Source organism: Serratia sp. ME47 (genome assembly GCF_903970925.1).
Lineage (GTDB): Bacteria > Pseudomonadota > Gammaproteobacteria > Enterobacterales > Enterobacteriaceae > Serratia > Serratia ureilytica.
The window spans coordinates 76,059-101,737 of the sequence record NZ_CAJCKE010000017.1 but is presented as its reverse complement, the minus strand read 5'-3'; the positions used below and the strand labels follow the sequence as shown (position 1 = coordinate 101,737).

Sequence of the window (25,679 nt, the reverse complement as noted above, 5' to 3'; positions counted from 1 at the left end):
GCCGATTGCCATGATTACATGCAGAACAGCACAACAATGCGGGCAAGCTGACTTTGGTTGGCTGCAGGCTCGCTACACCTTTTCCTTTGGTCACTACTTCGATCCCAAACTGATGGGCTACGCGTCGCTGCGGGTGCTGAATCAGGAGGTGCTGGCGCCGGGCGCGTCGTTCCAGCCGCGCACCTATCCCAACGTGGATATCCTGAACCTGATCCTGCAGGGCGAGGCGGAATACCGCGACAGCGACGGCAACACCACGCGCGTTAAAGCCGGCGAAGCGTTGCTGTTGGCCACCCACCCGGGCCTGAGCTACAGCGAGCAGAACGTCAGCAGTGATACGCCGCTCACCCGCCTGCAGCTGTGGCTGGACGCCTGCCCGGAACGCAGCAACGAACGGGTGCAGCGCCTGGCGCTGCCGGCGGCGGGCAGCCTGCTGTTGGCTTCGCCGGACGGCGCGCAGGGCAGCCTGCAGCTGCGTCAACAGGTCTGGATCCATCATCTCGATCTGCAGCCGGGCGAAGAACAAACGCTGACGATTAACGGGCCGCGCGCTTATCTGCAGTCGATACACGGCACCATCGCCGCCACCGGCGAGCGCCACGAGGAACAACGCCTGACCTGCGGCGACGGCGCCTTCGTGCGCGAGGAGAATCGCCTGACGATCCGCGCCGAGACGCCGCTGCGCGCGCTGCTGATTGATCTGCCGGTGTAAGCCGGCCGGAAAACGAAAAACCCCGCGCAACTGGCGTTGCGCGGGGTTTTCTTTTGTCGAGGGAGTTGACCGGTAAGCCGGGTTCTGTCGTGGACAGTCATTCCTCTAGGCCAGCAATCGCTCACTGGCTCAAGCAGCCTACCCGGGTTCAGTACGGGCCGTACCATGTGAACCCCTATTTGGCCTTGCTCCGGGTGGAGTTTACCGTGCCACGAACTGTTGCCAGCCGCGCGGTGCGCTCTTACCGCACCCTTTCACCCTTACCTGATCCCGCTTGCGCGGGCCATCGGCGGTTTGCTCTCTGTTGCACTAGTCGTAGGCTTGCGCCTCCCAGGCGTTACCTGGCACCCTGCCCTATGGAGCCCGGACTTTCCTCCCCTCCATCTGTCTCCCCCGAAGAGGACGGCAATGAAGCGGCGACTGTCTGGTCAACTCCGGCGCGGATAGTAGCGTCGCGGCGGCGGCAGGTCAACCGCTTTACGGCTGTTGTTGCTCCAGCGCGTGCTTATACAGCGCATTTTTCTTCACGCCATGGATTTCCGCCGCCAGCGCCGCCGCCTTTTTCAACGGCAACTCTTTTTGCAGCAGCGCCAGCGTGCGCAGCGCCTCAAGCGGCAGCGCATCCTCCTGCGCCTTGTGGCCTTCGACGATCAGCACCATTTCGCCGCGGCGGCGCACTTCATCTTCCTGCACCCACGCCAGCAGCTCGCCCACCGGCGCGCCGTGGATAGATTCCCAGGTTTTGGTCAGCTCGCGCGCCAGCACGACATAACGCTGCGGGCCCCAAACGGTGACCATGTCCTGCAGACTTTCCAACAGGCGGTGAGTGGATTCGTAGAAAATCAGCGTGCGCGGTTCCTCCGCCAGCGCCATCAGCGTATCCTTGCGTCCCTTGGTTTTCGCCGGCAGAAAACCTTCGTAGCAGAAACGGTCGGAAGCGACGCCCGCGGCGCACAGCGCGGTAGTGGCGGCGCAGGCGCCCGGCAGCGGCACCACGCGAATGCCGGCCTCGCGGCAGCGGCGCACCAGGTGATAACCGGGATCGTTGATCAGCGGCGTGCCGGCGTCGGAAACCAGCGCGATGCTCTGGCCTTCCTGCAGTTTCGCCAGCAGCTGATCGGCCTTTTGCTGTTCGTTGTGATCGTGCAGCGCGAACAGACGCGCGTTGATCGCGAAGTGTTGCAGCAGCAATCCGGTATGGCGCGTGTCTTCCGCCGCGATCAGATCAACGCTTTTCAGTACCTCTAACGCGCGGTGGGTAATATCGCCCAGATTGCCGATTGGGGTGGGCACCACATACAGCGTTGATGCAGAAATGACTGATTGTTGATGTTGATTCATTGTTTCATCCGGGTTGCCGATTTAATATTGAGCATCTTGAAAAAAACATCACTGGATACAGTATGCTTTCCTCAACATTCGTTCGTACCAAAGCAGGGCGTTCCAAGCCTGTCCGACTTACCGCAGTCATCGCGGCCGCCCTTTTCCTGGCAGGCTGTCCGAGTCGGGCCCCGCAAACGCCGCCCGCCAATATACAGGACGAAGCGAGCGCCAGCTCCGATTACTACCTGCAGCAGTTGCAGCAAAGCAGCGATGATAACAAGGCTGACTGGCAATTACTTGCTATTCGCGCCTTGCTGCGTGAAGGAAAACTGCCGCAGGCCGGCGACCAGTTGAATCAGCTGCCGAAAAACCTCAGCGGCGCACAGCAGACCGAACGCCAGTTGCTGACCGCCGAACTGCAGATCGCCAACAAGAGCTACGTCAGCGCCCGCAGCACGCTGGGCCACCTGGACAGCGGTGCGCTGTCGCCGAATCAAAAGGTGCGCTACTACCAGGCGCAGATCGCCGCCAACCAGGGCAAAGCATCGCTGCCGCTGATCCGCGCCTATATCGCTCAGGAGCCGTTGCTGACCGGCAAGGCGCACCAGGACAATCTGGATCAAACCTGGCAGGCCCTGCTGCAGCTGACGCCGCAGGAGATGAACAGCCTGGTGATCAACGCCGACGAGAACGTGCTGCAAGGCTGGCTGGATCTGCTGCGCGTCTATCAGGACAACAAGCAGGATCCCGATCTGTTGAAGGCCGGCATCAAAGACTGGCAGAACCGTTATCCGAAGAACCCGGCGGCCAAAACGCTGCCGGCTCGCCTGAATCAGGTGCTGAACTTCACCCAGGCCTCCACCTCGAAAATCGCCCTGCTGCTGCCGTTGAACGGCCAGGCGAAAGTGTTCGCCGACGCCATCCAGCAAGGGTTCGAAGCGGCGAAAAACGGCGGTTCCCTGCCGGCGCCGCAGCCTCAAGCCGCGCAACCGGCCGGCGCGCCGGCCCAAACGGCGCCGGCCGATCAGGCCGCTGCCGGTGACATCAACGCCAACGGCGCGATCAGCCCTTCGGCGCAAGAGAGCCAGCCGGCCGTGACCGCCGCGCAACCCGCTGCGCCGTCCAGCGCGCCGATAACGCCGCTGCAGGCCGCTAATGCGCAGGTCAAAGTGTACGACACCACCAGCCAGCCGCTGGCCGCCTTGCTGAGCCAGGCGCAGCAGGATGGCGCCACTCTGGTGGTCGGGCCGCTGCTGAAAGAGAACGTCGATCAGCTGTCCGCCAGCACCACCACGCTGAACGTGCTGGCGCTCAACCAGCCCGAAACGCCGAAGGACAATCTGAACATCTGTTACTTCGCCCTGTCGCCGGAAGATGAAGCGCGCGACGCCGCCCGCCACATCTGGGAACAACAGAAACGTCAACCGCTGCTGCTGGTGCCGCGCGGCGCCTTCGGCGATCGCGTCGCCAAGGCCTTTAACCAGGAATGGCAGAAGCAAGGCGGACAAACCGTGCTGCGTCAGGACATCGGCTCCGCCGGTGAACTGCGCCAGATGGTGAACAGCGGCGGCATCCGCATGACCGGCACGCCGATGTCGAGCGCCCCGGCGCCGCAGAGCGTGACCATCGCCGGGCTGACCATTCCGGCGCCGCCGAGCGACGTGCCCGCCGCTACCGGCGGCAGCGTCGACGCGGTGTATATCGTCGCTACCCAGTCCCAGCTGACGCTGATCAAACCGATGATCGACATGGCCACCAGCTCGCGCGGCAAACCGGCGATGTACGCCAGCTCGCGCAGCTACCAGGCCGGCGCCGGCCCGGACTTCCGTCTGGAAATGGAAGGTCTGCAGTTCAGCGATATCCCTCTGCTGGCGGGCTCAAACCCTCAGCTGTTGCAGCAAGCCAGCGCGCGTTTCCGCAACGATTACTCGCTGGTGCGCCTGTATGCGATGGGGATGGATGCCTGGACATTGGCCAACCACTTTGCTGAAATGCGCCAGCTGCCGGGCTTCCAGGTTTCCGGCACCACCGGCACGCTGAGCGCGTCGCCGAACTGCGTGATCAACCGCAAGCTGCCTTGGCTGCAATATCGTCAGGGTACGGTCGTGCCGGTCTCTTGAACCCACGCGCCGCCGGGGCGGGCTATGAGTTACTGGCCCGCCGTCATCTGGAACGCGCCGGGCTCACCTTCTGCGCCGCCAACGTTGCGGTGCGCGGCGGCGAGCTCGACCTCATCATGCGCGACGGCGCCACCTGGGTGTTCGTCGAAGTGCGCTACCGCCGCAACGACGCCTTCGGCGGCGCGGCCGCCAGCGTTACCTCTCGCAAACAACAGCGGTTGCTGCACGCCGCCGCCGTCTGGCTGGCGGGGCGCGGCGCCAGTTTTGACACATCATCTTGCCGTTTTGATGTTTTGGCCATTACCGGTAGCCAGTTAGAATGGATACCCAACGCCTTCAATGCGGATTAATTGGGGTTTTGCGGCGCAGACCGGCCCTTTGACTTAGTGGATTAATACAACGTGCTGGATAGAATTAAAGTCTGTTTTACCGAAAGCATCCAAACCCAGATCGCGGCGGCGGAAGCGTTGCCTGACGCCATTTCCCGCGCTGCGATGACGCTGGTTCAATCCTTACTCAACGGCAACAAAATCCTGTGCTGCGGCAACGGCACCTCGGCGGCCAACGCGCAGCACTTCGCCGCCAGCATGATCAACCGTTTTGAAACCGAGCGCCCCAGCCTGCCGGCCATCGCCCTCAACGCCGACAACGTGGTGCTGACCGCGATCAGCAACGATCGCCTGCACGACGAAGTGTACGCCAAGCAGGTGCGCGCGCTCGGGCACACCGGCGACGTGCTGCTGGCGATTTCCACCCGCGGCAACAGCCGTGATATTGTGAAAGCGGTCGAGGCGGCCGTCACGCGTGATATGACCATCGTCGCGCTCACCGGTTACGACGGCGGCGAGCTGGCCGGGTTGCTCGGCCAACAGGATGTCGAGATCCGCATCCCGTCGCACCGCAGTTCGCGCATTCAGGAAATGCATATGCTGACCGTAAACTGCCTGTGCGACCTGATAGACAATACGTTATTCCCCCACCAGGACGATTAAGGAACTGAGATGAAGCTAAAAGCCACATTTGCAGTGCTGTCCAGCGCCCTGCTGTTGCAAGGCTGTATCGCCGGCGTCGTCGTCGGCAGTGCGGCCGTCGCCACCAAAACCGCCACCGACCCGCGTAGCGTAGGGACCCAGGTGGATGACGGCACGCTGGAAGCCAGGGTAGAAAGCGCCCTGAGCAAAGACCAGCAGTTGAAGAAAGAGGCCCGGGTGGTCGCCACCGCCTATCAGGGCAAGGTGCTGTTGACCGGCCAGTCGCCTAACGCCGATCTCACCGCGCGCGCCAAGCAGATCGCCATGGGCGTGGAAGGCACGACCGAAGTGTATAACGAAATCCGTCAGGGCACGCCGGTCAGCCTGAGCACCGCGTCCTCCGACACCTGGATCACCACCAAAGTGCGTTCGCAGCTGTTGACCAGCGATACGGTGAAATCGTCCAACGTGAAAGTCACCACCGAAAACGGCGAAGTGTTCTTGCTGGGCCTGGTCACTCAGCAGGAAGGACAGTCGGCGGCGCAGATCGCCAGCCAGGTCAGCGGCGTGAAGCACGTCACCACCGCCTTTACCTATGTGAAATGATCCTTCAGGCAAGGGGGCTTCCCCTTGCCGCTTTTCTGTACGCTTCCCGCTGTTTTACCCTGGTTTAATGAGCCGCGTTTAAAGTAATCTCTCACTTCATTACGGATAAAATTCAAATGGACAGAATTTTAATCGGTTTTCTCACTGCCGTTTCTTTATTCACCGCCGGAGTTTCCGCCGCCAATCCCACTCAGGATACGCCACGCGCCGAACATGCCCCGCCCCCGATGACCGGTCAAACCGTTGCTACTCAAGGCGCGATCACGGTCGACCAGGTAAAAATCAATTATCAGGCGCAAACCGGGGTGCTGGAATTGAGTAAAGAGGATCCGGAAGATCCCGTGACCGGCATGTTCTATGTTGCGTATTTCAAAAAGAATGAGAATAAGAACGAAAGCAGGCCGATTACCTTTATCTACAACGGCGGGCCGGGCTCCGCCTCGCTGTGGCTGCATATGGGGGCGCTGGGGCCTAAACGGGTTATCGCTACTCAGCCAGAGAAAACACAGCTGGCGCCTTACCAACTCACCGATAACCAATACAGTCTGCTCAACGTCAGCGATCTAGTGTTTATCGATGCCCCCGGAACGGGTTACAGCCGCTTTTCCAGCAGTGCCGCCAGCCAGCCGGAGAGAGCGCAGCAAAAAGCACAGAGTGCCAGCAACGTCTATGGCGTCAACGGTGATGCTCAGGCTTTTTCTCAATTTATCGTTCAGTTTTTAACGCATTACCAACGCTGGAACTCACCTAAATATTTATTGGGTGAAAGCTACGGCACTACCCGCTCGGTGGTATTGGCCGAGACGCTAAAAAATCAGAATATCGATCTTAACGGTATTATCCTGATGTCGCAGTTTCTGAACTACGACAATAACGTCGACGATCCCAATCAAAACCCCGGCGTCGATCAACCTTACTATCTGGCGCTCCCAACCTACGCAGCCAGCGCATGGTACCACCAGCGGCTGCCGGGCAAACACCAGAGCCTGAAAACCCTGTTAGACCAGGCCGAGCAGTTTGCGCTGGGGACTTATGCCCCAGCCTTGCTGCAAGGTACCAATCTGCCTGAAAAAGATCGCCAAACGCTCGCCGAGCAGCTTTACCAATTTACCGGCATTCCGGCCGATTATTGGCTCAAGGCCAATTTGCGCCTGAGTGGACCGGTCTTCGCCAAGCAACTGTTGCGCAGCCAAGACGAGACCATTGGCAGAATCGATACCCGCTATCGTGGGCCGTCGCTGGATAATATCGCTGAAACATCCAACTACGATCCCAACGTCAGTGCAATTACTTCCGCCTACGTCGCGCAATTCCACGATTATCTTGGCAAAACGCTGCATTTTAGCGCCGACCAAAACTATCGCGCATTTTCCAATGAGGTCTATGACTGGAACATGTCCAGCAACAGCCGGGACAGATCATTTAACGTGTTGCCGAACCTGTCGCGAGTGATGAAAATGACTCCGACAATGAGAGTGATGGTGATTGGCGGGGTTTACGACCTGGCCACCCCTTACTTCGTCGCCAAATATGAGATGAGCCATCTGCCCGTGTCGCCCAAATTACGCGACAATATCCGTTTCTATTGGTATGACACCGGGCATATGCCGTACGTGGATGAACTATCGCTTAAAAAGATGCACGCGGATTTAACTGCATTTATCAGCGAAAAGCCCTGATGCGGCATTAGCCACCGAAGAGAGGGATACCTTGCCCGAAAGCAGGGTATCGCCCGCTTAATCCAGCTTGTTCTCTTTCAGGAAACCTTCCCCACCCAACTGGCGCATCTGGCGCATAATCCACTGCTGTCGCTGCGCCACATAACCGGACGGCGCATCGGCCCTGAAGCGGTGCGGATTCGGCAATACCGCCGCCAGCAGCGCCGCTTCGGCCGCGGTCAGGCGCTTGGCCGGCTTATGGAAAAAGCGCTGTGAAGCCTCTTCCACGCCGAACACCCCGTCGCCGAACTCCACGATGTTCAGATACACCGTCAGAATACGCCGCTTGGTCCACACCAGCTCGATGCCCGACGTCAGCCCGGCCTCCAATCCTTTGCGCAGCCAGCTGCGGCCATCCCACAAAAACAGGTTCTTGGCGGTCTGCTGCGACAGCGTGGACGCGCCGCGGATGCGCGTCGGGCGCTTCTCGTTGTGGCTGAGCGCCTTTTCAATGGCCGCCACATCGAAGCCCCAATGGTCTGGAAACTTCTGATCTTCGGCCGCCATCACCGCCAGCGCCATCTGCGGCGAAATGTCGTCCATCGACACCCAGTCCGAATGAGCGACGTAGCCGAAGTCGCCGCTCAGCCAGGCGCTGATCTGCCGCTCCACCATCACGGCGGAAAACGGCACCGGCAGGAAGGCGAAGGCCACAATGCCCAACACCCACAGGCCGATAATCGCGATGACGCCGCGTTTCAGCCAATACCACGGACGCAGCCGCCGCCATCCGCCGACCGATTTGCTCATTCAGCCAGTTCCAGCACCCGCGCCACCAGTTTATCGATGCCGACGGCCGCCTGCGCGATCGACGGCGCCAGCATATAGGCTGGCGTGGTCACGATCTTGTGCTCGCTGTCCACCACGATGTCGTCCACCGGGCAAATCACCGGCTCGCCGCCCATGGCGTCAATCACTTCTCCCAGGTCGGGATCGTTGCCAATGGTCAGCCGCGCTTGTTGATCGAGCAGCTTCGGCAACAGCGCCGGTGCGATGCACATCAGGCCAATTGGTTTGTTGGCCTTATGCATCTCGCGCGTCAGACGCGCCAACGCTTCATCGACCCAACATTCCGCGCCGGCCTCGGCGAAATTGCTGAGATTCTTGGCGGCGCCAAAGCCGCCGGGCACAATCAGCGCATCCAGCTGCGCGGCCTCCGCCAGCGCCAACGGCTGCACTGCGCCGCGGGCAATGCGCGCCGATTCAATCAGGACGTTGCGCGATTCCGCCATCTCCTCACCAGATAAGTGATTAATAACATGGCGTTGCGGTTTATCAGGCGCAAAACACACCGCCTGCGCGCCGGCACGGTCCAGCGCCAGCAGCGTCAGCACCGCTTCGTGGATCTCCGTACCGTCATAAACGCCGCTGCCGCTGAGGACTACACCCACCTTTTTCATCACTCTTCCTCCTGTCGCTGCTGTCAACTGGTTCGTGCTCGGAGTTGACAAACACTACTCTACATCACACATTTTAATGAATCTTCTAACAAGAGCGCTTACATTTGCTATGTTGTTGGCTGTATGATGTTTAGGAATTCGCTACAACCTGCTCGACCAGAACACTGAAACCAATACGCAGGTTCACAATTTCCCTGGTGTTGGCGCAATATTCGCGCACCCCGGCTCACGTCGGGGTCATTTTTTTTCAGCGTTATCTACCCAAGCCCGCAGTACCTGCACGTCGTTGCGCCACTCTTGCTTCAGCTCATCTACCCAGTCCTGCACGTTATCCCACCAGGCCGGCAGCGTCGGCGTTTGAATCTGTTGCGCCAACTGCTGCAGGTGACGCAGGCCGACCGAACCGGCGGCGCCCTTGATCTTGTGCCCTTCCTCGGTGATGCCTTTCTGATCGCGCGCCGTCATATTGGAATCCAGCACCGCCAGATAACCCGGCATCATCTGTTCGAACATCTCCAGACTTTGATGGATCAACTGCGGGCCAACCAGGTCCATGTACTGCTCCAGCATCGCGGTATCGAGTAACGACTCATTAATCTGCATCGCCTTGTGCTCCGTTTTCTTAGAAGTGTGAGAAGGTTGATGATCCCAATAGTGTTTGATGACCTTGGTCAGCGCCGGCACCGACAGCGGCTTGCTCAGCACATCGTCCATGCCCGCCTCGAGATACTCTTTTTTGTCTTTCAGCACGTTGGCGGTCAGGGCCACCAACGGCGGCAGCGCCTGTCCGGCGTAACGCTCACGCAGCGCCCGGGCGATATCCAGCCCGGTCATGTCCGGCAGTTGGATGTCCAGCAGCACCAGATCGAACTCGTCCGGATCGAACATCGCCAGCGCGTCATGGCCGTTCATCGCCACCTCGACGCTGTTGCCCAGCTTCTCCAGCACCGAGCGCGCCACGATCACGTTCAGTTCGATATCTTCCACCAGCAGGATGTGCAGCGCCGGCAACGGCAGCTCCTCTTCCTCCGGCGCCGCGCTGACGGCTTCCTGCACCGCCGGCGCCTTGATGGTCAAAGTGAAGCAAGAACCGTGCCCTTGTTCGCTGCGCACGGTAATGTCGCCGCCCATGCTCTGCGCCAGCCGTTTGGAGACCGCCAGCCCGATGCCGGTGCCGGTGGCTGGACGGCCGCCGCGCTGATCTTTCACCTGATAATACATGGCGAAGATCTTGTCCTGCTCGTCCTGCGGGATGCCCATGCCCGAGTCTTCCACTTCGAACACCAGCTTCTCCTGCGCCTCGCGCCGCACGCGCACCACAATTTGCCCCTGCTGGGTAAATTTCACCGCGTTGCCGATCAGGTTCCACAAGATCTGCCGCAGGCGCGTGCCGTCGGTCACGATCTGCTGCGGCAGCGGCGTCTGCGGCTCCATGATGAACTGCAGCCCTTTCGGCTGCGCCAGCAGGCCCGAGAGATTCTCCAGATCCGCCAGGAAGCCGGTGAAGTCCACCGGCTGGTTGTCGAGCTGCACCTTGCGCCGCTCGAGCTTGTCCATTTCGATAATGTCGTTGAAGATATTGCCGAGGGTGATGGCGCTGACGTGAATGGTCTTCAGGTATTTCAGCTGCTCGTCGTTCAGCTCGGTATCAAGCAAAATGCGGCTCAGGCCGACGATGCCGTTAAGCGGCGTACGCAGCTCGTGGCTGATCGTGGAGATAAAGGTGGTCTTCTCCCTGCTGGCGTTCTCCAGCGCGTCCTGGTAGCGCTTACGCTCGGTAATATCGCGGCCGAAGCCCATCAGGCCGTGGCGTTTGCCCACCCGGTCGTAAAACGGAACCTTGCGCAGCTCGAAACAGGCTTTGCGGCCGTCGGGATATACCAGCCACTGTTCGTAGGTCAGCGAGACGTTATGGCGGAACACCTTCTCGTCGGTCTCAATGACCTTTTCGGCGATCTCCTGGCCGTAGACGTCGAACGGCGTCAGGCCGATCAGCTGCTTCTCGCTTTTGCCGGTCAGCAGTTCCATCGCGCGGTTACAGCCGGAAAACTCTTTGTCTTCGTTGCGGTAGTAGACCAAATCCGGCGAGGCATCGAGGAAGGAACGCAGCAGCGCCGATTGCTGGCCCAGCTCAATCTGCGCCTGCTCGCGCTGCTCCATCTCTTCCGTCAGCTTTTCCATCACCTGCAGGCGCTCTTCTTCCGCTTTGATACGGTCGGCGATCTCCTGATTCAGCTGGCTGATATTGTCTTTGAGCTGCTGATTAAGCTCCAGATCGCGGTGGCGCATCTCTTCCAGCTTGTCCACCAGCCGCGCCAGCCGTTGGCGCGACTCTTCCAGCTGTTCCACCACCACCGAGAGAAAGTAGACCGCCCACGGGGTGATCAACAGACCGAAGAAGATTGAACGCACCACGTCGATGCTTTCCACTTCGCCGCGCAGCAGCATGGTCACCGCCATCTGCACCACCATCGCCAGCACCACCAGCGCCGAGGCCAGCAGCAGCGAGAAGCGCACCAACCCCAGTTTCACCATTAAATCAACGTAGTACTGGGCCAACACCCGGATTTGCTTCATAGCGGCTCCCATCAGACACAATCTTTTGAATCATACCGTAAAACCGCGATGAGATAAGGCGGCAAACGCCGAAGTGTGGCAAAGATTGCACTTCAGAGCGGCATTCCGGGACGGTAGCGCCGCTTTTCAACCAGCGCGCTGCCCTGCCCGCCGTATTGCTGCAGATAAGCACCGGCCGCCTGCATGCCGCTCCAGCGGTTTTCGCACCACAGCGGCGCCAGCAGCGTCGGCCGACGGGCGCTGGCGGAAAGACGGTGGTACACCACCCCGCCCGGCGTATGGCGGATCATCTCCCCGGCGCTGGCGGCGTAGTCCTCCAACGCCAGTTCGGGCAACCGCCCGGCATGCCACGCCCGCGCCAGGGTACTGCCGGTGACGACGTGCAGCGGATGCAGTTTGATGCCATCCACGCCGGTCTCCGTCACCCGCTGCAGCGTGAGCAGATGATCGCGCTGAGTTTCTCCCGGCAGCCCGACGATCAGATGGCAGCACACCTTCAGCCCGCGCTGCCGGGCCAGTCGCGCAGTCTGCTGATAACAGCGAAAATCATGGCCGCGGTTGATGCGCTTCAGCGTTTTATCGTGCGCCGTCTGCAGCCCCAGCTCCAGCCACACTTCATAGCCTTGCTCGCGGTATCCCGTCAGCAGATCCAGCGCGGCGGACGGCACGCAGTCCGGCCGGGTGCCGACGCACAGGCCGACCATGGCGCTCTGCGCCAACGCCTGCCGATACATCGTCTCCAGCCGTTCAACCTCCGCATAGGTGCTGGTATAGGCCTGGAAATAGGCCAGATAGCGCCGCGCCCGATCGGCCCGCGCGGCCTGCTGCGCCAGCTGTTCGGCGATGCTCTGCCGCTGCATCGCTTCATCGGCGAACGAGGCGACATTGCAGAACGTACAGCCGCCGCGCCCCAACGTGCCGTCGCGGTTAGGGCAGCTGAATCCGCCGTGCAGCGTGAGTTTATGGATCTTTTCGCCATAGCGGCGCTGGAGATCCGCGCCAAACATATTGACTAATTGCGGCAACTGCATAATCTTGGTGCTTCTCTGTGTTCAAAGCCGCGATGCTAATAAGAAACGGTTTTTCCCGCGATGACAGAGATCAACGCTTTCCCCGCAAGGCGCCATCAAGCATAACTATTCACCATAAACGCAAATCAATTCACTCTAATTCTGATGAATTATTCTAATCGTCACGCAACCGTTAACGGCAATATGACAACACGGTGAAAAATAGTCATAAACATCAGCTAAGCAATATCTTATAGAATAAAATTCTGGCATTACCCCCCGCACTAGCATGGTGCAGAGATTAAGGGGTTGCACTACAGTGAGACAGCTCACACTTCTGCAGGGATCGGCGTTGCCCCACGATAGTGCAAAAATGCATTAAATTACTTATTTATCAAATAAATAAACATCAGTAATTCGATAAGAATCTATCTTAAGCCCACATTTGACCTGCGAATTCTTTCTCGCTAAGTTGGAAGTCCGCTGGAAGCTTTCTGGACGGGCAAACGTCTCGTCATATTTATGCAGTAATTGAAGACTCCCTCTTAAAACAAGTCCTATACCACTTGTGAGACCGTCACGAGAGGCCATTGATGGAGGGCGGAAAAGCAGATTGGCGGGGTTAACTTGCTGATTGGACTTCTGCCTGAAATTGGGAAGCCCCCTCGCAGTAGGTTGTGAGAGTCACGCAGAGCCTGGGGAGGTTCACGATATGTTGTACGATAAATCCCAAGAGAGGGACAACTGTGGTTTCGGCCTGATCGCCCATATAGAAGGCGAACCTAGCCACAAGGTGGTGCGCACCGCCATTCACGCGCTGGCCCGCATGCAGCACCGCGGCGCGATCCTCGCCGACGGCAAGACCGGCGACGGCTGCGGCCTGTTGCTGCAAAAACCCGATCGTTTCTTCCGCATGGTGGCGGAAGAGCGCGGCTGGCGTTTGGCCAAGAACTACGCCGTCGGCATGATGTTCCTCAGCCAGAATGAAGAGGAAGCGCGCCTCAGCCGCCGCATCGTGGAAGAAGAGCTGCAAAACGAAACGCTGTCGATCGTCGGCTGGCGCGAAGTGCCGACCAACCCGGACGTGCTGGGTGAAATCGCCCTCTCCTCCCTGCCGCGCATCGAGCAAATCTTCGTTAACGCCCCGGCCGGCTGGCGCCCGCGTGATATGGAACGCCGCCTGTTCGTGGCGCGTCGCCGCATCGAGAAACGCGTGCAGGACGACAGTTTCTACGTCTGCAGCTTCTCTAACCTGGTGACGATCTATAAAGGCCTGTGCATGCCTGCGGATCTGCCGCGCTTCTATCTCGATCTGGCGGACCTGCGCCTGGAGTCGGCCATTTGCCTGTTCCACCAGCGCTTCTCCACCAACACCGTGCCGCGCTGGCCGCTGGCGCAGCCGTTCCGCTACCTGGCGCACAACGGCGAAATCAACACCATCACCGGCAACCGCCAGTGGGCGCGCGCCCGTACCTATAAATTCCAAACGCCGCTGATCCCGGATCTGCAGGCCGCCGCGCCGTTCGTCAACGAAACCGGCTCCGACTCCAGTTCGCTGGACAACATGCTGGAGCTGCTGCTGGCGGGCGGGATGGATCTCATCCGCGCCATGCGCCTGCTGGTGCCGCCGGCCTGGCAGAACAACCCGGACATGGACGGCGATCTGCGCGCCTTCTTCGACTTCAACTCGATGCACATGGAGCCGTGGGACGGCCCGGCCGGCATCGTGATGTCCGACGGCCGCTACGCCGCCTGTAACCTCGATCGCAACGGCCTGCGCCCGGCGCGCTACGTGATCACCAAAGACAAGCTGATCACCTGCGCCTCCGAAGTCGGCATCTGGGATTACCAGCCGGATGAAGTGGTGGAAAAAGGCCGCGTCGGCCCCGGTGAGCTGATGGTGATCGACACCCGCAGCGGCCGCATCCTGCACTCGGCGGAAACCGACAACGATCTGAAAAGCCGCCACCCGTATAAAGAGTGGATGGAGAAAAACGTCAAACGCCTGGTGCCGTTCGAAGATCTGCCGGACGATCAGGTCGGCAGCCGCGAGCTCGACGACGCGCAGCTCGAAACCTATCAGAAACAGTTCGGCTACAGCAGTGAAGAGCTGGATCAGGTGATCCGCGTGCTGGGCGAAATTGGCCAGGAAGCCACCGGTTCGATGGGCGACGATACCCCGTTCGCCGTGCTCTCCAGCCGGCCGCGCATCGTTTACGACTATTTCCGCCAGCAGTTCGCGCAGGTCACCAATCCGCCGATCGATCCGCTGCGTGAAGCGCACGTCATGTCGCTGGCCACCAGCATCGGCCGCGAAATGAACGTGTTCTGCGAAGCCGAAGGCCAGGCGCACCGCCTGAGCTTCAAATCGCCGATCCTGCTGTACTCCGATTTCAAACAGCTCACCACGCTGGAAGGCGAATACTATCGCGCCGAGACGCTCGATCTGACCTTCGATCCGCAGCAGCAGGATCTGGAGCAGACCATTCGCGCCCTGTGCGACGAAGCGGAACGCAAGGTGCGTGAAGGTGCGGTGCTGTTGGTGCTGTCCGACCGCGCCATCGCGCCCGGCCGCCTGCCGGTGCCTGCTCCGATGGCAGTCGGCGCCGTGCAAACCCGCCTGGTGGAAAAAAGCCTGCGCTGCGACGCCAACCTGATCGTTGAAACCGCCAGCGCCCGCGATCCGCACCACTTCGCCGTACTGCTCGGCTTCGGCGCGACCGCCATCTATCCGTATCTGGCCTATGAAACCCTGGCCAAGCTGGTGGACAGCCAGGCGATCGACAAGAAATACCGCGACGTGATGCTGAACTACCGCAACGGCATCAACAAAGGCCTGTACAAGATCATGTCCAAGATGGGCATTTCGACCATCGCCTCTTACCGCTGCTCCAAGCTGTTCGAAGCGGTCGGCCTGCACCGCGATCTGGCGGATCTGTGCTTCCAGGGCGTGGTCAGCCGCATTGGCGGCGCCAGCTTCAGCGATTTCCAGCAGGATCTGCAGAACCTTTCCAAGCGCGCCTGGCTGAAACGCAAACCGCTGGAGCAAGGCGGCCTGCTGAAATTCGTGCACGGCGGCGAATACCACGCCTACAACCCGGACGTGGTGAACTCGCTGCAAAAAGCGGTACACAGCGGCGAGTACAGCGACTATCAGGCTTACGCCAAGCTGGTGAACGAGCGGCCGGTCGCCATGCTACGCGATCTGCTGGCCATCACGCCGAAAGGCGAACCGATCCCGGTCGATCAGGTCGAACCGGCGGAATCGCTGTTCAAACGCTTCGACACGGCGGCGATGTCGATCGGCGCGCTGAGCCCGGAAGCGCACGAATCACTGGCGATCGCCATGAACGGCCTCGGCGGCTTCTCCAACTCCGGCGAAGGCGGCGAAGATCCGGCGCGCTACCGCACCAACAAGGTGTCGCGCATCAAACAGGTGGCCTCCGGCCGCTTCGGCGTAACGCCGGCCTACCTGGTGAACGCCGACGTGATCCAGATTAAGGTGGCGCAAGGCGCCAAGCCGGGCGAAGGTGGCCAGCTGCCGGGCGACAAAGTCACCCCGTACATCGCCAGACTGCGTTACTCGGTGCCGGGCGTGACGCTGATCTCCCCGCCGCCGCACCACGACATCTACTCGATCGAAGATCTGGCGCAGCTGATCTTCGATCTGAAGCAGGTCAACCCGAAGGCGGTGATCTCGGTGAAACTGGTGTCCGAGCCGGGTGTCGGCACCATCGCCACCGGCGTGGCGAAAGCCTATGCCGATCTTATCACCATCGCCGGTTACGACGGCGGCACCGGCGCCAGCCCGCTGTCCTCGGTGAAATATGCCGGCTGCCCATGGGAACTGGGCCTGGTGGAAACCCAGCAGGCGCTGGTGGCCAACGGTCTGCGCCACAAGATCCGCCTGCAGGTGGACGGCGGCCTGAAAACCGGCGTGGACATCGTCAAAGCGGCGATCCTGGGCGCGGAAAGCTTCGGCTTCGGCACCGGGCCGATGGTGGCGCTGGGCTGCAAATACCTGCGCATCTGCCACCTCAACAACTGCGCGACCGGCGTCGCGACTCAGGACGACAAGCTGCGCCGCGATCACTACCACGGCCTGCCAGAACGCGTGACGAATTACTTCCAGTTTATCGCACGTGAAACCCGCGAGATCATGGCGCAACTGGGCGTGAGCCAGTTGGTGGATCTGATCGGCCGCACCGACTTCCTGACCGAGCTGGACGGCATCTCCGCCAAGCAGAACAAGCTGGATCTGTCGCCGCTGCTGAAAACCGCCACGCCGCATCCGGGCAAAGCGGTGTACTGCACCGAAAGCAGCAACCCGGCGTTCGACAAGGGCCTGCTGAACAAAGAGCTGCTGGCGCAGGCGCAGCCGCATATCGAAGCGAAACAGGGTAAAACCTTCTACTTCGACATTCGCAACACCGACCGCTCCGTGGGCGCCATGCTGTCCGGCGCTATCGCCAACGTGCACGGCGATCAGGGCATGGCGGCCGATCCGATCAAGGCGCATTTCTCCGGCACCGCCGGGCAAAGCTTCGGCGTCTGGAACGCCGGCGGCGTCGAGCTGACCCTGACCGGCGACGCCAACGACTATGTCGGCAAGGGCATGGCCGGCGGCAGCATCGCGGTGCGTCCGCCGATCGGCTCCGCCTTCCGCAGCCATGAAGCCAGCATCGTCGGCAACACCTGCCTGTACGGCGCCACCGGCGGCAAGCTGTTCGCCGCCGGCCGCGCGGGCGAGCGTTTCGCGGTGCGCAACTCCGGCGCCATCACCGTGGTGGAAGGCATCGGCGACAACGGCTGCGAATACATGACCGGCGGCATCGTCTGCGTGCTGGGTAAAACCGGCATCAACTTCGGCGCCGGCATGACCGGCGGCTTCGCCTACGTGCTGGACGAAGACGGCGAGTTCCGCAAGCGCGTGAACCCGGAGCTGGTGGAAGTGCTGGATGTCGATCAGTTGGCGATCCATGAGGAGCATCTGCGCGGCCTGATCACCGAACACGTGCAGGCGACCGGCTCTTCCCGCGCGGAAGAGATCCTGGCCAACTGGCCGGAGTGGGCGCCGAAGTTCGCCCTGGTCAAACCGAAGTCCAGCGATGTCAAAGCGCTGTTGGGTCACCGTAGCCGTTCCGCAGCCGAGCTGCGGGTGCAGGCGCAGTAAGAGGTAGGTCATTAATGAGCCAGAACGTTTATCAATTTATCGACCTGCAGCGTGTTGATCCGCCTAAGAAACCGCTGAAGATCCGCAAAATAGAGTTCGTCGAGATCTACGAACCGTTTTCGGAAACCCAGGCCAAAGCCCAGGCGGACCGCTGTCTGTCCTGCGGCAACCCGTATTGCGAGTGGAAGTGCCCGGTGCACAACTACATCCCGAACTGGCTGAAGCTGGCCAACGAAGGCCGCATCATGGAAGCGGCGGACCTGGCGCATCAGACCAACAGCCTGCCTGAGGTGTGCGGCCGCGTATGCCCGCAGGATCGCCTGTGCGAAGGGTCTTGCACCCTGAACGACGAGTTCGGCGCGGTCACCATCGGCAATATCGAGCGTTACATCAGCGATAAGGCCATCGAAATGGGCTGGAAGCCGGACATGTCGCACGTGCAGCCGACCGGCAAGCGCGTGGCGATCGTCGGTGCCGGCCCCGCCGGGTTGGCCTGCGCTGACGTGCTGACCCGCAACGGCGTTAAGGCAGTAGTGTATGATCGTCATCCTGAGATCGGCGGTCTGCTGACCTTCGGCATCCCGGCCTTCAAGCTGGAAAAGGAAGTGATGGTCAAACGCCGCGGCATCTTCAGCGAGATGGGCATCGAGTTCCAGTTGAATACCGAAGTGGGCAAAGACGTCAGCATGGAGACTTTGCTGAGCGAGTACGATGCGGTGTTCCTCGGCGTCGGCACCTATCAATCGATGCGTGGCGGGCTGGAGAATGAGGATGCGCAGGGCGTGTACGACGCGCTGCCGTTCCTGATCGCCAACACCAAGCAGCTGATGGGGTATGAAACCGAGCAGCACGAGCCTTATGTCAGCATGGAAGGCAAACGGGTGGTGGTGCTGGGCGGCGGCGATACCGCCATGGACTGCGTGCGCACCTCGGTGCGTCAGGGCGCGACGCAGGTCACCTGCGCCTACCGCCGCGACGAGGCCAACATGCCGGGCTCCAAGCGCGAAGTGAAGAACGCCCGGGAAGAAGGGGTGGACTTCCAGTTCAACCTGCAGCCGCTGAGCATCGAACTGAACAGCGCCGGCCGCGTGGCCGGGGTGAAAATGGTGCGCACTCAGCTGGGTGCGCCGGATGCCAACGGCCGCCAGGCGGCGGAGCAGGTGCCGGGTTCCGAGCACGTGATCGACGCCGACGCGGTGGTGATGGCGTTCGGCTTCCGCCCACACCGCATGGACTGGCTGGCGGCGCACGACGTGCAGCTCGATAAACAGGGCCGCATCGTGGCGCCGGAAGGCAGCGACAACGCGTTCCAGACCAGCAACCCGAAAATCTTCGCCGGTGGCGACGCGGTCCGCGGCTCCGACCTGGTGGTGACGGCGATCGCCGAAGGCCGCAAAGCGGCAGACGGCATCATGAACTACCTGGAAGTGTAAACCTTCCGTACCGCCAAAGGCCCGGCACATTGCCGGGCCTTTGTTTTAACCGGCCACGCTTTGTAACAACCTCCCCCCTTCTCACTGCCTCAACGCGCTATAGTATTGAGTTAGCACCATTGCAGGGCGCGGCTGCGCCTGACACCGAGATAAGGATAGCGAACATGAAATGCTCCATTTCCCTGTTGGCCGGCGCACTGCTGGCCGTCAGTTTCAGCGCCTCAGCCCTGGCGCTGGATTCGCAGGAGGTCGGTTACAATATCGAAGCGCGCGGCGCGCGGCCGGTCGTGGCGCAGTTGGGCAAGGCCGGGCAGTTCAGCGCCGTGGAAAACAGTATCCGGTTGGGGGACGACAACTGGATTGCCCTGGCGCCCAAGCTGGCCGGCGGCGGCAATGCCGGATTTACCGCCGGCATTAAATCTGCCCTCTCCGCCGCCCTGATCTACAACCCGGCGGCGGTATTGCAGGCGCTCAACAAAGGCAACGATCTGCCGCTCAATGACATCTGCACCGCGCCGCCGGAAGTGCAAGGCGACACCGCCATCACCAGCTTCCGTGAGCGCGCGGCCCGCGCGCTGTCCACCGTGCGCGTAGGCGATCTCAGCGCGCCGCGCGATGCCTGCATTGCCGCCTTGAAAGGCTGATCCGCTTCGTCCGGGCAAAAAAAGCACCCCACGGGGTGCTTTTTCGTTTGTTCACGCGGGCTTATTTCACCACGCGCAGCGCCGGTCGGCCACCGCGTGGCGGCTGCGGCGGTTCGTCGTCCGGGCCGTCATCTTCCGCGGTATCCGGGCGATCGCCGTCGATCACCGACATCAACGTTTCCGAAGGGATCGTCTCATTGTCCAAACCTTCGAACACGCCTTCGCTTTCGTCGTAGGCGGCTTCCGGTTCAAACATCGTGCCGGCGCCGTTCTCACGCGCATAAATCGCCAGCACGGCGGCCATCGGCACCGAGACCTGGCGCGGCACGCCGCCGAAGCGCGCGTTGAACTGCACGTCTTCGTTGCCCAACGCCAGGTTGCCTACCGCGCGCGGCGCGATATTCAACACGATCTGGCCATCGCGCGCGAACTCCATCGGCACCTGAACATCAGGGCGAGTCACGTCGACCACCAGGTGCGGCGTCAGCTGGTTATCCAGCAGCCAGTCATAGAACGCCCGCAGCAGATACGGGCGACGCGGCGTCATCTGAGACATGTCCATCGCGCTTAGCCCCGGGTTTGCAGGCGCATTTCACGCTCGGCTTCGGTCAGGGAAGCCAGGAAAGCGTCGCGTTCGAAGACGCGGGTCATGTAGCCTTTCAACTCTTTGGAGCCGGCGCCGCTCAACTCGATGCCCAGCTGCGGCAGACGCCACAACAGCGGTGCCAGGTAGCAATCCACCAGGCTGAACTCTTCGCTCATGAAATACGGCGCCTGGCCGAAAATAGGCGCGATCGCCAGCAACTCTTCACGCAACTGGCGGCGGGCGGATTCTGCTTCCTGACCGCTGCTCTTCTCGATCTTGTCCATCAGCGAGTACCAGTTCTTCTCGATGCGCAGCATCATCAGACGGCTCTCACCACGGGCAACCGGGTAAACCGGCATCAGCGGCGGGTGCGGGAAGCGCTCATCCAGGTATTCCATGATGATGCGGGATTCATACAGGGTCAGTTCGCGATCGACCAGCGTAGGCACCGTCTGGTAAGGGTTGAGGTCAATCAGATCTTGCGGCAGGTTATCCATTTCGACCTGCTCGATCTCGACGCTGACACCTTTCTCCGCCAGTACGATGCGTACTTGATGGCTAAAAATGTCGGTCGGGCCAGAGAACAGCGTCATTACCGAACGTTTGTTGGCAGCGACAGCCATGAAAACCTCCAAGTTATCTAGAAAATACTGCGAATAGCCAACTGACAGGCTGCTATCCTGAATAATCTTGCCGCAGGCCGGCAGCACGCAGCGCGACCCGAACCCATAAAAAACCGGCCCAGGAGGTCAACTGCACGGCGAACAGGCGCAAAAGTGGGTGATAGTTTACCAGATTTTGCTTGTTTTGTGGGGGCGCTGCGGCGAATTCATGTTGAATTGTCTGATATGCCACAGATTTTAGTCGGGGAAGGCGGATTTCAGGCATAAAAAAACCCGGTGAAGCACCGGGTTTTTTGCGTAAATCGCACTGCCGAAGCAGCGGAAATTAACGCTTGGAGAACTGCGGACGACGACGTGCTTTACGCAGACCGACTTTCTTACGTTCAACCTGACGAGCGTCACGGGTGACGAAGCCAGCTTTACGCAGTTCAGAACGCAGAGTCTCATCGTACTCCATCAGTGCACGGGTGATACCGTGACGGATGGCGCCAGCTTGACCGGAGATACCACCACCTTTAACGGTGATGTACAGATCCAGTTTGCCAACCATGTCGACCAGTTCCAGCGGCTGACGAACTACCATGCGGGCAGTTTCGCGACCGAAGTACTGTTCCAGGCTGCGCTGGTTGATAACGATGTTACCGTTGCCCGGCTTGATGAAGACGCGAGCGGCGGAGCTTTTGCGGCGACCAGTGCCGTAGTATTGATTTTCAGCCATTGCCATTAATCCCGATTAAATGTCCAGAACTTGCGGTTGCTGTGCCGCGTGATTGTGCTCGGTGCCCGCGTAAACTTTCAGTTTACGGAACATAGCACGACCCAGCGGGCCCTTTGGCAGCATGCCTTTAACCGCGATTTCAATCACGCGCTCAGGACGGCGGGCAATCATCTCTTCAAAGGTCGCTTGCTTGATACCACCGATGTGGCCGGTGTGGTGGTAGTACACTTTGTCTGTACGCTTGTTGCCGGTTACAGCAACTTTGTCAGCGTTCAGAACGATGATGTAATCACCGGTATCCACGTGCGGGGTGTATTCCGCTTTATGCTTGCCGCGCAGGCGACGAGCCAGTTCAGTAGCGAGACGGCCTAAAGTTTTACCATCTGCATCAACAACGTACCAGTCGCGTTTTACGGTTTCTGGTTTAGCTGTAAAAGTTTTCATTAGAAAGCTTACCCAATAATTAGTTACACGTTGGTGAACACCCAAACGCTCGAAAACAGTTGAGGCTCACACGACCATACAAGTCCAGCAAACCTACCCCTTCGAATAGCCATTGCCGGCACTATAAAGTTTTTGGGAAAAAAAACTTTGTTGTAACGTGGGGTCGCAAGATTATAGAGAAGTCGCTCACAAAGATCGAACGGTTTTTGAATGGAAAATAAATTTATCGCCGGCGGCGGACAACCGGCGATACGGCGGCGGCAAGCCCGGCAGACTCAGGGCAAATGCGGCAGCTTGAGGTACTCTTCGCTCTGCATTTCCTGCAGGCGCGACAGGCAGCGCTGGAATTCAAATTTCAGCTGCACCCCCTGATAGATCTCGAACATCGACGCTTCAGCGCCGATCACCAGCTTGATGTGCCGCTCGTAGAATTCGTCCACCAACGCCAGGAAACGGCGCGCGGTATTCTCTTTCAGCGGCCCCATCACCCGCACATTATACAGGATCACGCTGTGATACAGCCGCGACAGCGCGATGTAGTCCAGTTGGCTGCGCGCCTCTTCGCACAGCGTGTGGAAATCCACCGCCAGCACGCCGTCCACCGAACGGATAGCCTGCAGCGGCCGATGGTTGATCTGCAGCACCGGCGCGTCCTCCCCCGCCTTGCCCGCCAGCTTGACGAACATCCGATCCAGCGTCTCGCGCGTCTGGTCGCTCAGCGGCGTCAGGTAGAGGTGCGCCTGGGTCAGGGTACGCAGACGATAGTCGATGCCGGCGTCGACGTTCATCACGTCGCAGTACTCGTTGATCAGATCGATGGCCGGCAGGAAACGCGCCCGCTGCAGACCGTTGCGGTACAGATCGTCCGGCGGGATGTTCGATGTGGCCACCAGCGTAATGCCGCGCGCGAACAGCGCCTGCAGCAGCGTGGCCAGCAGCATGGCGTCGGTGATGTCGGACACGAAGAATTCGTCGAAACACAGCACGTCGGTCTCGGCCTTAAACCCGTCGGCGACGATTTCCAGCGGGTTTTCCCGCCCCTGCAGCTCGGTCAGCTCTTCATGCACCCGCAGCATGAAGCGGTGAAAGTGCAGACGCATTTTGCGATCGCCCGGCAAACTGTGGAAGAACATATCCATCAACCAGGTTTTGCCGCGCCCGACGCCGCCCCACATATACAGCCCCTGCACCGGGCGCTGCGGCGCCGTGTCGCCGCCCTTGCCCAGCAAGCGGCTGAGCTTACCGCGCAGCCCGCCGGCAGGCGCGCTCGCCGCCGGCTTTTGCAACAGAGCCTGATAAATGCGATCCAGTTGAGTGACGGCCCGGCGTTGAACCTCATCGGCCTGATATTCCCCCGCATCCAGCGCCTGCTGGTAGCGAGATAACGGTGATAGTGCCTGCATCTGTTCGATGTTCCCTAAGAACGCTTAGAAATTATTTAGCCAACGTTGGCGGCAAGTTGATGCCGATTCGCACCGTTATCGCCACAAATGCCCGCTGCGGGCGCCGCTGAAAACCCTGTAAAAATTAGGTGGAAGCGCATCAGGATTCCACTCGGACAAGGTTAACGGTTATAGTGGATATTATTAAGTGAAAAATCCCTGCGGAACAACGAAGTCAAAATAGGAGTCATCATGACCTGGGAGTATGCGCTGATTGGTTTGGTCGTCGGTATCGTGATTGGTGCGGTGGCGATGCGTTTTGGCAACCGTAAATTACGTCAACAACAAGTCCTGCAGAACGAGCTGGACAAGAGCAAAACCGAGCTGGAAGAGTACCGTCAGGAGCTGGTCGGCCACTTTGCCCGCAGCGCCGAGCTGCTGGACAACATGGCGCGCGATTATCGTCAGCTGTATCAGCACATGGCGAAAAGCTCGAACAACCTGCTGCCGGATCTGCCGATGCAGGAAAATCCGTTCCGCTATCGCCTGACCGAAGCGGAAGCAGACAACGATCAAGCGCCGGTGGAAATGCCGCGCGACTATTCGGAAGGCGCCTCCGGCCTGCTGCGCGGGCAAAGCGCGCGCCGCGACTGACCCCCTTCGCCCGCGGGGCCACCCGCGGGCTTCCTCCGTTTACCGTCTTGACCTTCCCTCGCATTACCTTTACTGAACTTTGCACGCAAATTCACGGTCTTACCCTTCACTATGACAAGGTGATTGCCTTATCATCAAATTTTCATCGGCAGGTATTGAGAGAGTTATAATCAATGAAGAAAAAGTCGTTAATTCTTAGTGCATTGGCAATGAGCCTCGGCCTGACGCTCAGCTCCGTACCGGTGGCCAACGCGGCCCTGCCCGTCGCCGTTCAGGGGCAGCCGCTGCCGAGCCTGGCGCCGATGCTGGAAAAAGTCTTGCCCGCCGTAGTGAGCGTGCATGTCGCCGGCACTCAGGTGCAGCGTCAACAACTGCCGGAAGAGTTCAGACGCTTCTTCGGCCCTAACTTCCCCGGCCAGCAGCAAAGCTCCCGTCCGTTTGAAGGGCTGGGTTCCGGCGTGATCATCGACGCCGCCAAAGGCTATGTGCTGACCAACAACCACGTCATCAACAACGCCGATAAAATCCGCGTGCAGTTGAACGACGGTCGCGAGCTGGACGCCAAGCTGGTCGGCCGCGATGAGCAATCCGACATCGCCCTGTTGCAGCTCAGCGACACCAAAAACCTGACCGCCATCAAAATGGCCGACTCCGATCAGCTGCGCGTCGGCGACTTTGCCGTCGCGGTCGGCAACCCGTTTGGCCTGGGCCAAACCGCCACTTCCGGCATTATCTCGGCGCTGGGCCGCTCCGGCCTGAATCTGGAAGGGCTGGAAAACTTCATTCAGACCGACGCCTCCATCAACCGCGGCAACTCCGGCGGCGCGCTGGTTAACCTGAACGGCGAGCTGATCGGCATTAATACCGCCATTCTGGCGCCGAGCGGCGGCAACGTCGGCATCGGTTTCGCCATTCCGAGCAATATGGCGCAGAACCTGAGCCAGCAGCTGATTGAATTCGGCGAAGTGAAACGCGGCCTGCTGGGCATCAAGGGCAGCGAAATGACCCCGGATATGGCCAAAGCCTTCAACACCGACGCGCAGCGCGGCGCCTTCGTCAGCGAAGTGCTGCCGAAATCCGCCGCCGCCAAGGCGGGCATCAAGGCCGGGGATATCCTGGTCTCCGTCGACGGTAAACCGGTGAGCAGCTTCGCCGAACTGCGCGCCAAAGTCGGCACCACCGCGCCGGGCAAAACCCTCAAGGTGGGCCTGCTGCGCGATGGCAAACCGCAGGAAGTTTCGGTCACGCTGGACAACAGCGAGAGCGCCTCGACCAACGCCGAAACGCTGTCGCCGGCGCTGCAGGGGGTTTCCCTCAGCAATGGCGCGTTGCCGAGCGGCGACAAGGGCGTGAAGGTGGAGAACGTGGATAAAGGGTCAACGGCGGCGCAGATCGGCCTGCAGAAAGGCGACGTGATCATCGGCGTCAACCGTCAGCGCGTGGACAACATCACCACGCTGCGTAAAGTGCTGGAGGCCAAGCCACCGGTGATGGCGCTCAATATCGTGCGCGGCAACGAAACCATTTATCTGCTGCTGCGTTAATTTGTGCAAAAACCGGGCTCGGTGACATACTGCGCCCGGTT

The 25,679-nt window shown here is 60.2% G+C and carries 21 protein-coding genes and 1 other RNA gene; 11 read left to right on the top strand and 11 right to left on the bottom strand.

The window, feature by feature from the left end; genetic code table 11:
- Positions 1-10 precede the first annotated feature (10 nt).
- On the top strand, positions 11-712 hold the full coding sequence (locus H7A77_RS17105) for a pirin family protein (protein ID WP_033651261.1): 702 nt from the start codon (positions 11-13) through the stop codon (positions 710-712).
- Positions 713-769: 57 nt separating this feature from the next.
- Here the strand turns inward: H7A77_RS17105 and rnpB are convergent.
- Both rnpB and rsmI read right to left on the bottom strand, forming a co-directional pair.
- Positions 770-1,148, bottom strand: an RNA gene (gene rnpB, locus H7A77_RS17100) — RNase P RNA component class A.
- 41 nt (positions 1,149-1,189) lie between these two features.
- On the bottom strand, positions 1,190-2,053 hold the full coding sequence (rsmI, locus tag H7A77_RS17095) for a 16S rRNA (cytidine(1402)-2'-O)-methyltransferase (protein ID WP_004937108.1): 864 nt from the start codon (positions 2,051-2,053) through the stop codon (positions 1,190-1,192).
- Positions 2,054-2,115: 62 nt separating this feature from the next.
- Between rsmI and H7A77_RS17090 the strand changes: the two genes are divergently transcribed.
- From H7A77_RS17090 to H7A77_RS17070, 5 genes are all read left to right on the top strand, one after another.
- Positions 2,116-4,155 carry a penicillin-binding protein activator gene (locus H7A77_RS17090; protein ID WP_047026550.1) on the top strand — a complete coding sequence of 680 codons (2,040 nt, stop codon included), beginning with the start codon at positions 2,116-2,118 and terminating at the stop codon, positions 4,153-4,155.
- On the top strand, positions 4,152-4,505 hold the full coding sequence (locus H7A77_RS17085) for a YraN family protein (protein WP_089192279.1): 354 nt from the start codon (positions 4,152-4,154) through the stop codon (positions 4,503-4,505). The genes H7A77_RS17090 and H7A77_RS17085 overlap by 4 nt, the downstream gene beginning before the upstream one ends.
- A 51-nt stretch (positions 4,506-4,556) precedes the next feature.
- Positions 4,557-5,147 carry a DnaA initiator-associating protein DiaA gene (gene diaA / locus H7A77_RS17080; protein ID WP_004937103.1) on the top strand — a complete coding sequence of 197 codons (591 nt, stop codon included), beginning with the start codon at positions 4,557-4,559 and terminating at the stop codon, positions 5,145-5,147.
- A gap of 9 nt (positions 5,148-5,156) precedes the next feature.
- Positions 5,157-5,732: a division/outer membrane stress-associated lipid-binding lipoprotein gene (gene dolP / locus H7A77_RS17075; RefSeq protein ID WP_021505102.1), complete on the top strand. Its 576-nt coding sequence runs from the start codon at positions 5,157-5,159 to the stop codon at positions 5,730-5,732.
- A gap of 116 nt (positions 5,733-5,848) precedes the next feature.
- Entirely contained in the window at positions 5,849-7,411 is a 1,563-nt protein-coding gene (locus tag H7A77_RS17070) for a S10 family peptidase (protein ID WP_089192280.1), read from the top strand.
- Between the two features lie 57 nt (positions 7,412-7,468).
- On the opposite strand, the gene mtgA is transcribed toward H7A77_RS17070, so the two are convergent.
- The 4 genes from mtgA to H7A77_RS17050 all read right to left on the bottom strand — a co-directional run bounded on the left by mtgA (position 7,469) and on the right by H7A77_RS17050 (position 12,458).
- Positions 7,469-8,200 (bottom strand): monofunctional biosynthetic peptidoglycan transglycosylase, encoded by a 732-nt coding sequence (mtgA, locus tag H7A77_RS17065; protein WP_033651258.1) that lies wholly within the window; start codon positions 8,198-8,200, stop codon positions 7,469-7,471.
- Entirely contained in the window at positions 8,197-8,850 is a 654-nt protein-coding gene (gene elbB, locus H7A77_RS17060) for an isoprenoid biosynthesis glyoxalase ElbB (protein WP_033644510.1), read from the bottom strand. The genes mtgA and elbB overlap by 4 nt, the downstream gene beginning before the upstream one ends.
- 237 nt (positions 8,851-9,087) lie before the next feature.
- A complete protein-coding gene (gene arcB / locus H7A77_RS17055) occupies positions 9,088-11,427 on the bottom strand; it encodes an aerobic respiration two-component sensor histidine kinase ArcB (protein ID WP_182074438.1) in 2,340 nt (779 codons plus the stop codon).
- 92 nt (positions 11,428-11,519) lie between these two features.
- Complete coding sequence (locus tag H7A77_RS17050; protein WP_182074437.1) at positions 11,520-12,458, bottom strand: TIGR01212 family radical SAM protein; 939 nt, start codon at positions 12,456-12,458, stop codon at positions 11,520-11,522.
- 691 nt (positions 12,459-13,149) lie between these two features.
- Between H7A77_RS17050 and gltB the strand changes: the two genes are divergently transcribed.
- The 3 genes from gltB to H7A77_RS17035 all read left to right on the top strand — a co-directional run bounded on the left by gltB (position 13,150) and on the right by H7A77_RS17035 (position 19,687).
- A complete protein-coding gene (gene gltB, locus H7A77_RS17045) occupies positions 13,150-17,610 on the top strand; it encodes a glutamate synthase large subunit (protein WP_046897247.1) in 4,461 nt (1,486 codons plus the stop codon).
- Between the two features lie 14 nt (positions 17,611-17,624).
- Positions 17,625-19,043 carry a glutamate synthase small subunit gene (locus tag H7A77_RS17040; protein WP_033644505.1) on the top strand — a complete coding sequence of 473 codons (1,419 nt, stop codon included), beginning with the start codon at positions 17,625-17,627 and terminating at the stop codon, positions 19,041-19,043.
- A gap of 164 nt (positions 19,044-19,207) precedes the next feature.
- Positions 19,208-19,687, top strand: coding sequence for a hypothetical protein (locus H7A77_RS17035; protein WP_033644504.1), 480 nt, complete (start codon positions 19,208-19,210; stop codon positions 19,685-19,687).
- Between the two features lie 61 nt (positions 19,688-19,748).
- Here the strand turns inward: H7A77_RS17035 and sspB are convergent, their stop codons facing one another.
- The 5 genes from sspB to zapE all read right to left on the bottom strand — a co-directional run bounded on the left by sspB (position 19,749) and on the right by zapE (position 23,461).
- A complete protein-coding gene (sspB, locus tag H7A77_RS17030) occupies positions 19,749-20,249 on the bottom strand; it encodes a ClpXP protease specificity-enhancing factor (protein ID WP_025304365.1) in 501 nt (166 codons plus the stop codon).
- A 5-nt stretch (positions 20,250-20,254) separates the two neighbouring features.
- Entirely contained in the window at positions 20,255-20,896 is a 642-nt protein-coding gene (gene sspA / locus H7A77_RS17025; RefSeq protein ID WP_004937082.1) for a stringent starvation protein SspA, read from the bottom strand.
- Positions 20,897-21,221: 325 nt separating this feature from the next.
- Positions 21,222-21,614 carry a 30S ribosomal protein S9 gene (gene rpsI, locus H7A77_RS17020; RefSeq protein WP_004937080.1) on the bottom strand — a complete coding sequence of 131 codons (393 nt, stop codon included), beginning with the start codon at positions 21,612-21,614 and terminating at the stop codon, positions 21,222-21,224.
- Positions 21,615-21,629: 15 nt separating this feature from the next.
- Positions 21,630-22,058 (bottom strand): 50S ribosomal protein L13, encoded by a 429-nt coding sequence (gene rplM / locus H7A77_RS17015; RefSeq protein ID WP_004937079.1) that lies wholly within the window; start codon positions 22,056-22,058, stop codon positions 21,630-21,632.
- Between the two features lie 275 nt (positions 22,059-22,333).
- Positions 22,334-23,461 carry a cell division protein ZapE gene (zapE, locus tag H7A77_RS17010; protein ID WP_033644501.1) on the bottom strand — a complete coding sequence of 376 codons (1,128 nt, stop codon included), beginning with the start codon at positions 23,459-23,461 and terminating at the stop codon, positions 22,334-22,336.
- Between the two features lie 231 nt (positions 23,462-23,692).
- On the opposite strand from zapE, the gene zapG reads away from it, so the two are divergent.
- Positions 23,693-24,094: a Z-ring associated protein ZapG gene (gene zapG, locus H7A77_RS17005; protein ID WP_004937074.1), complete on the top strand. Its 402-nt coding sequence runs from the start codon at positions 23,693-23,695 to the stop codon at positions 24,092-24,094.
- Positions 24,095-24,267: 173 nt separating this feature from the next.
- Entirely contained in the window at positions 24,268-25,638 is a 1,371-nt protein-coding gene (gene degQ, locus H7A77_RS17000) for a serine endoprotease DegQ (protein ID WP_025304368.1), read from the top strand.
- The last annotated feature ends 41 nt before the right edge of the window (positions 25,639-25,679 follow it).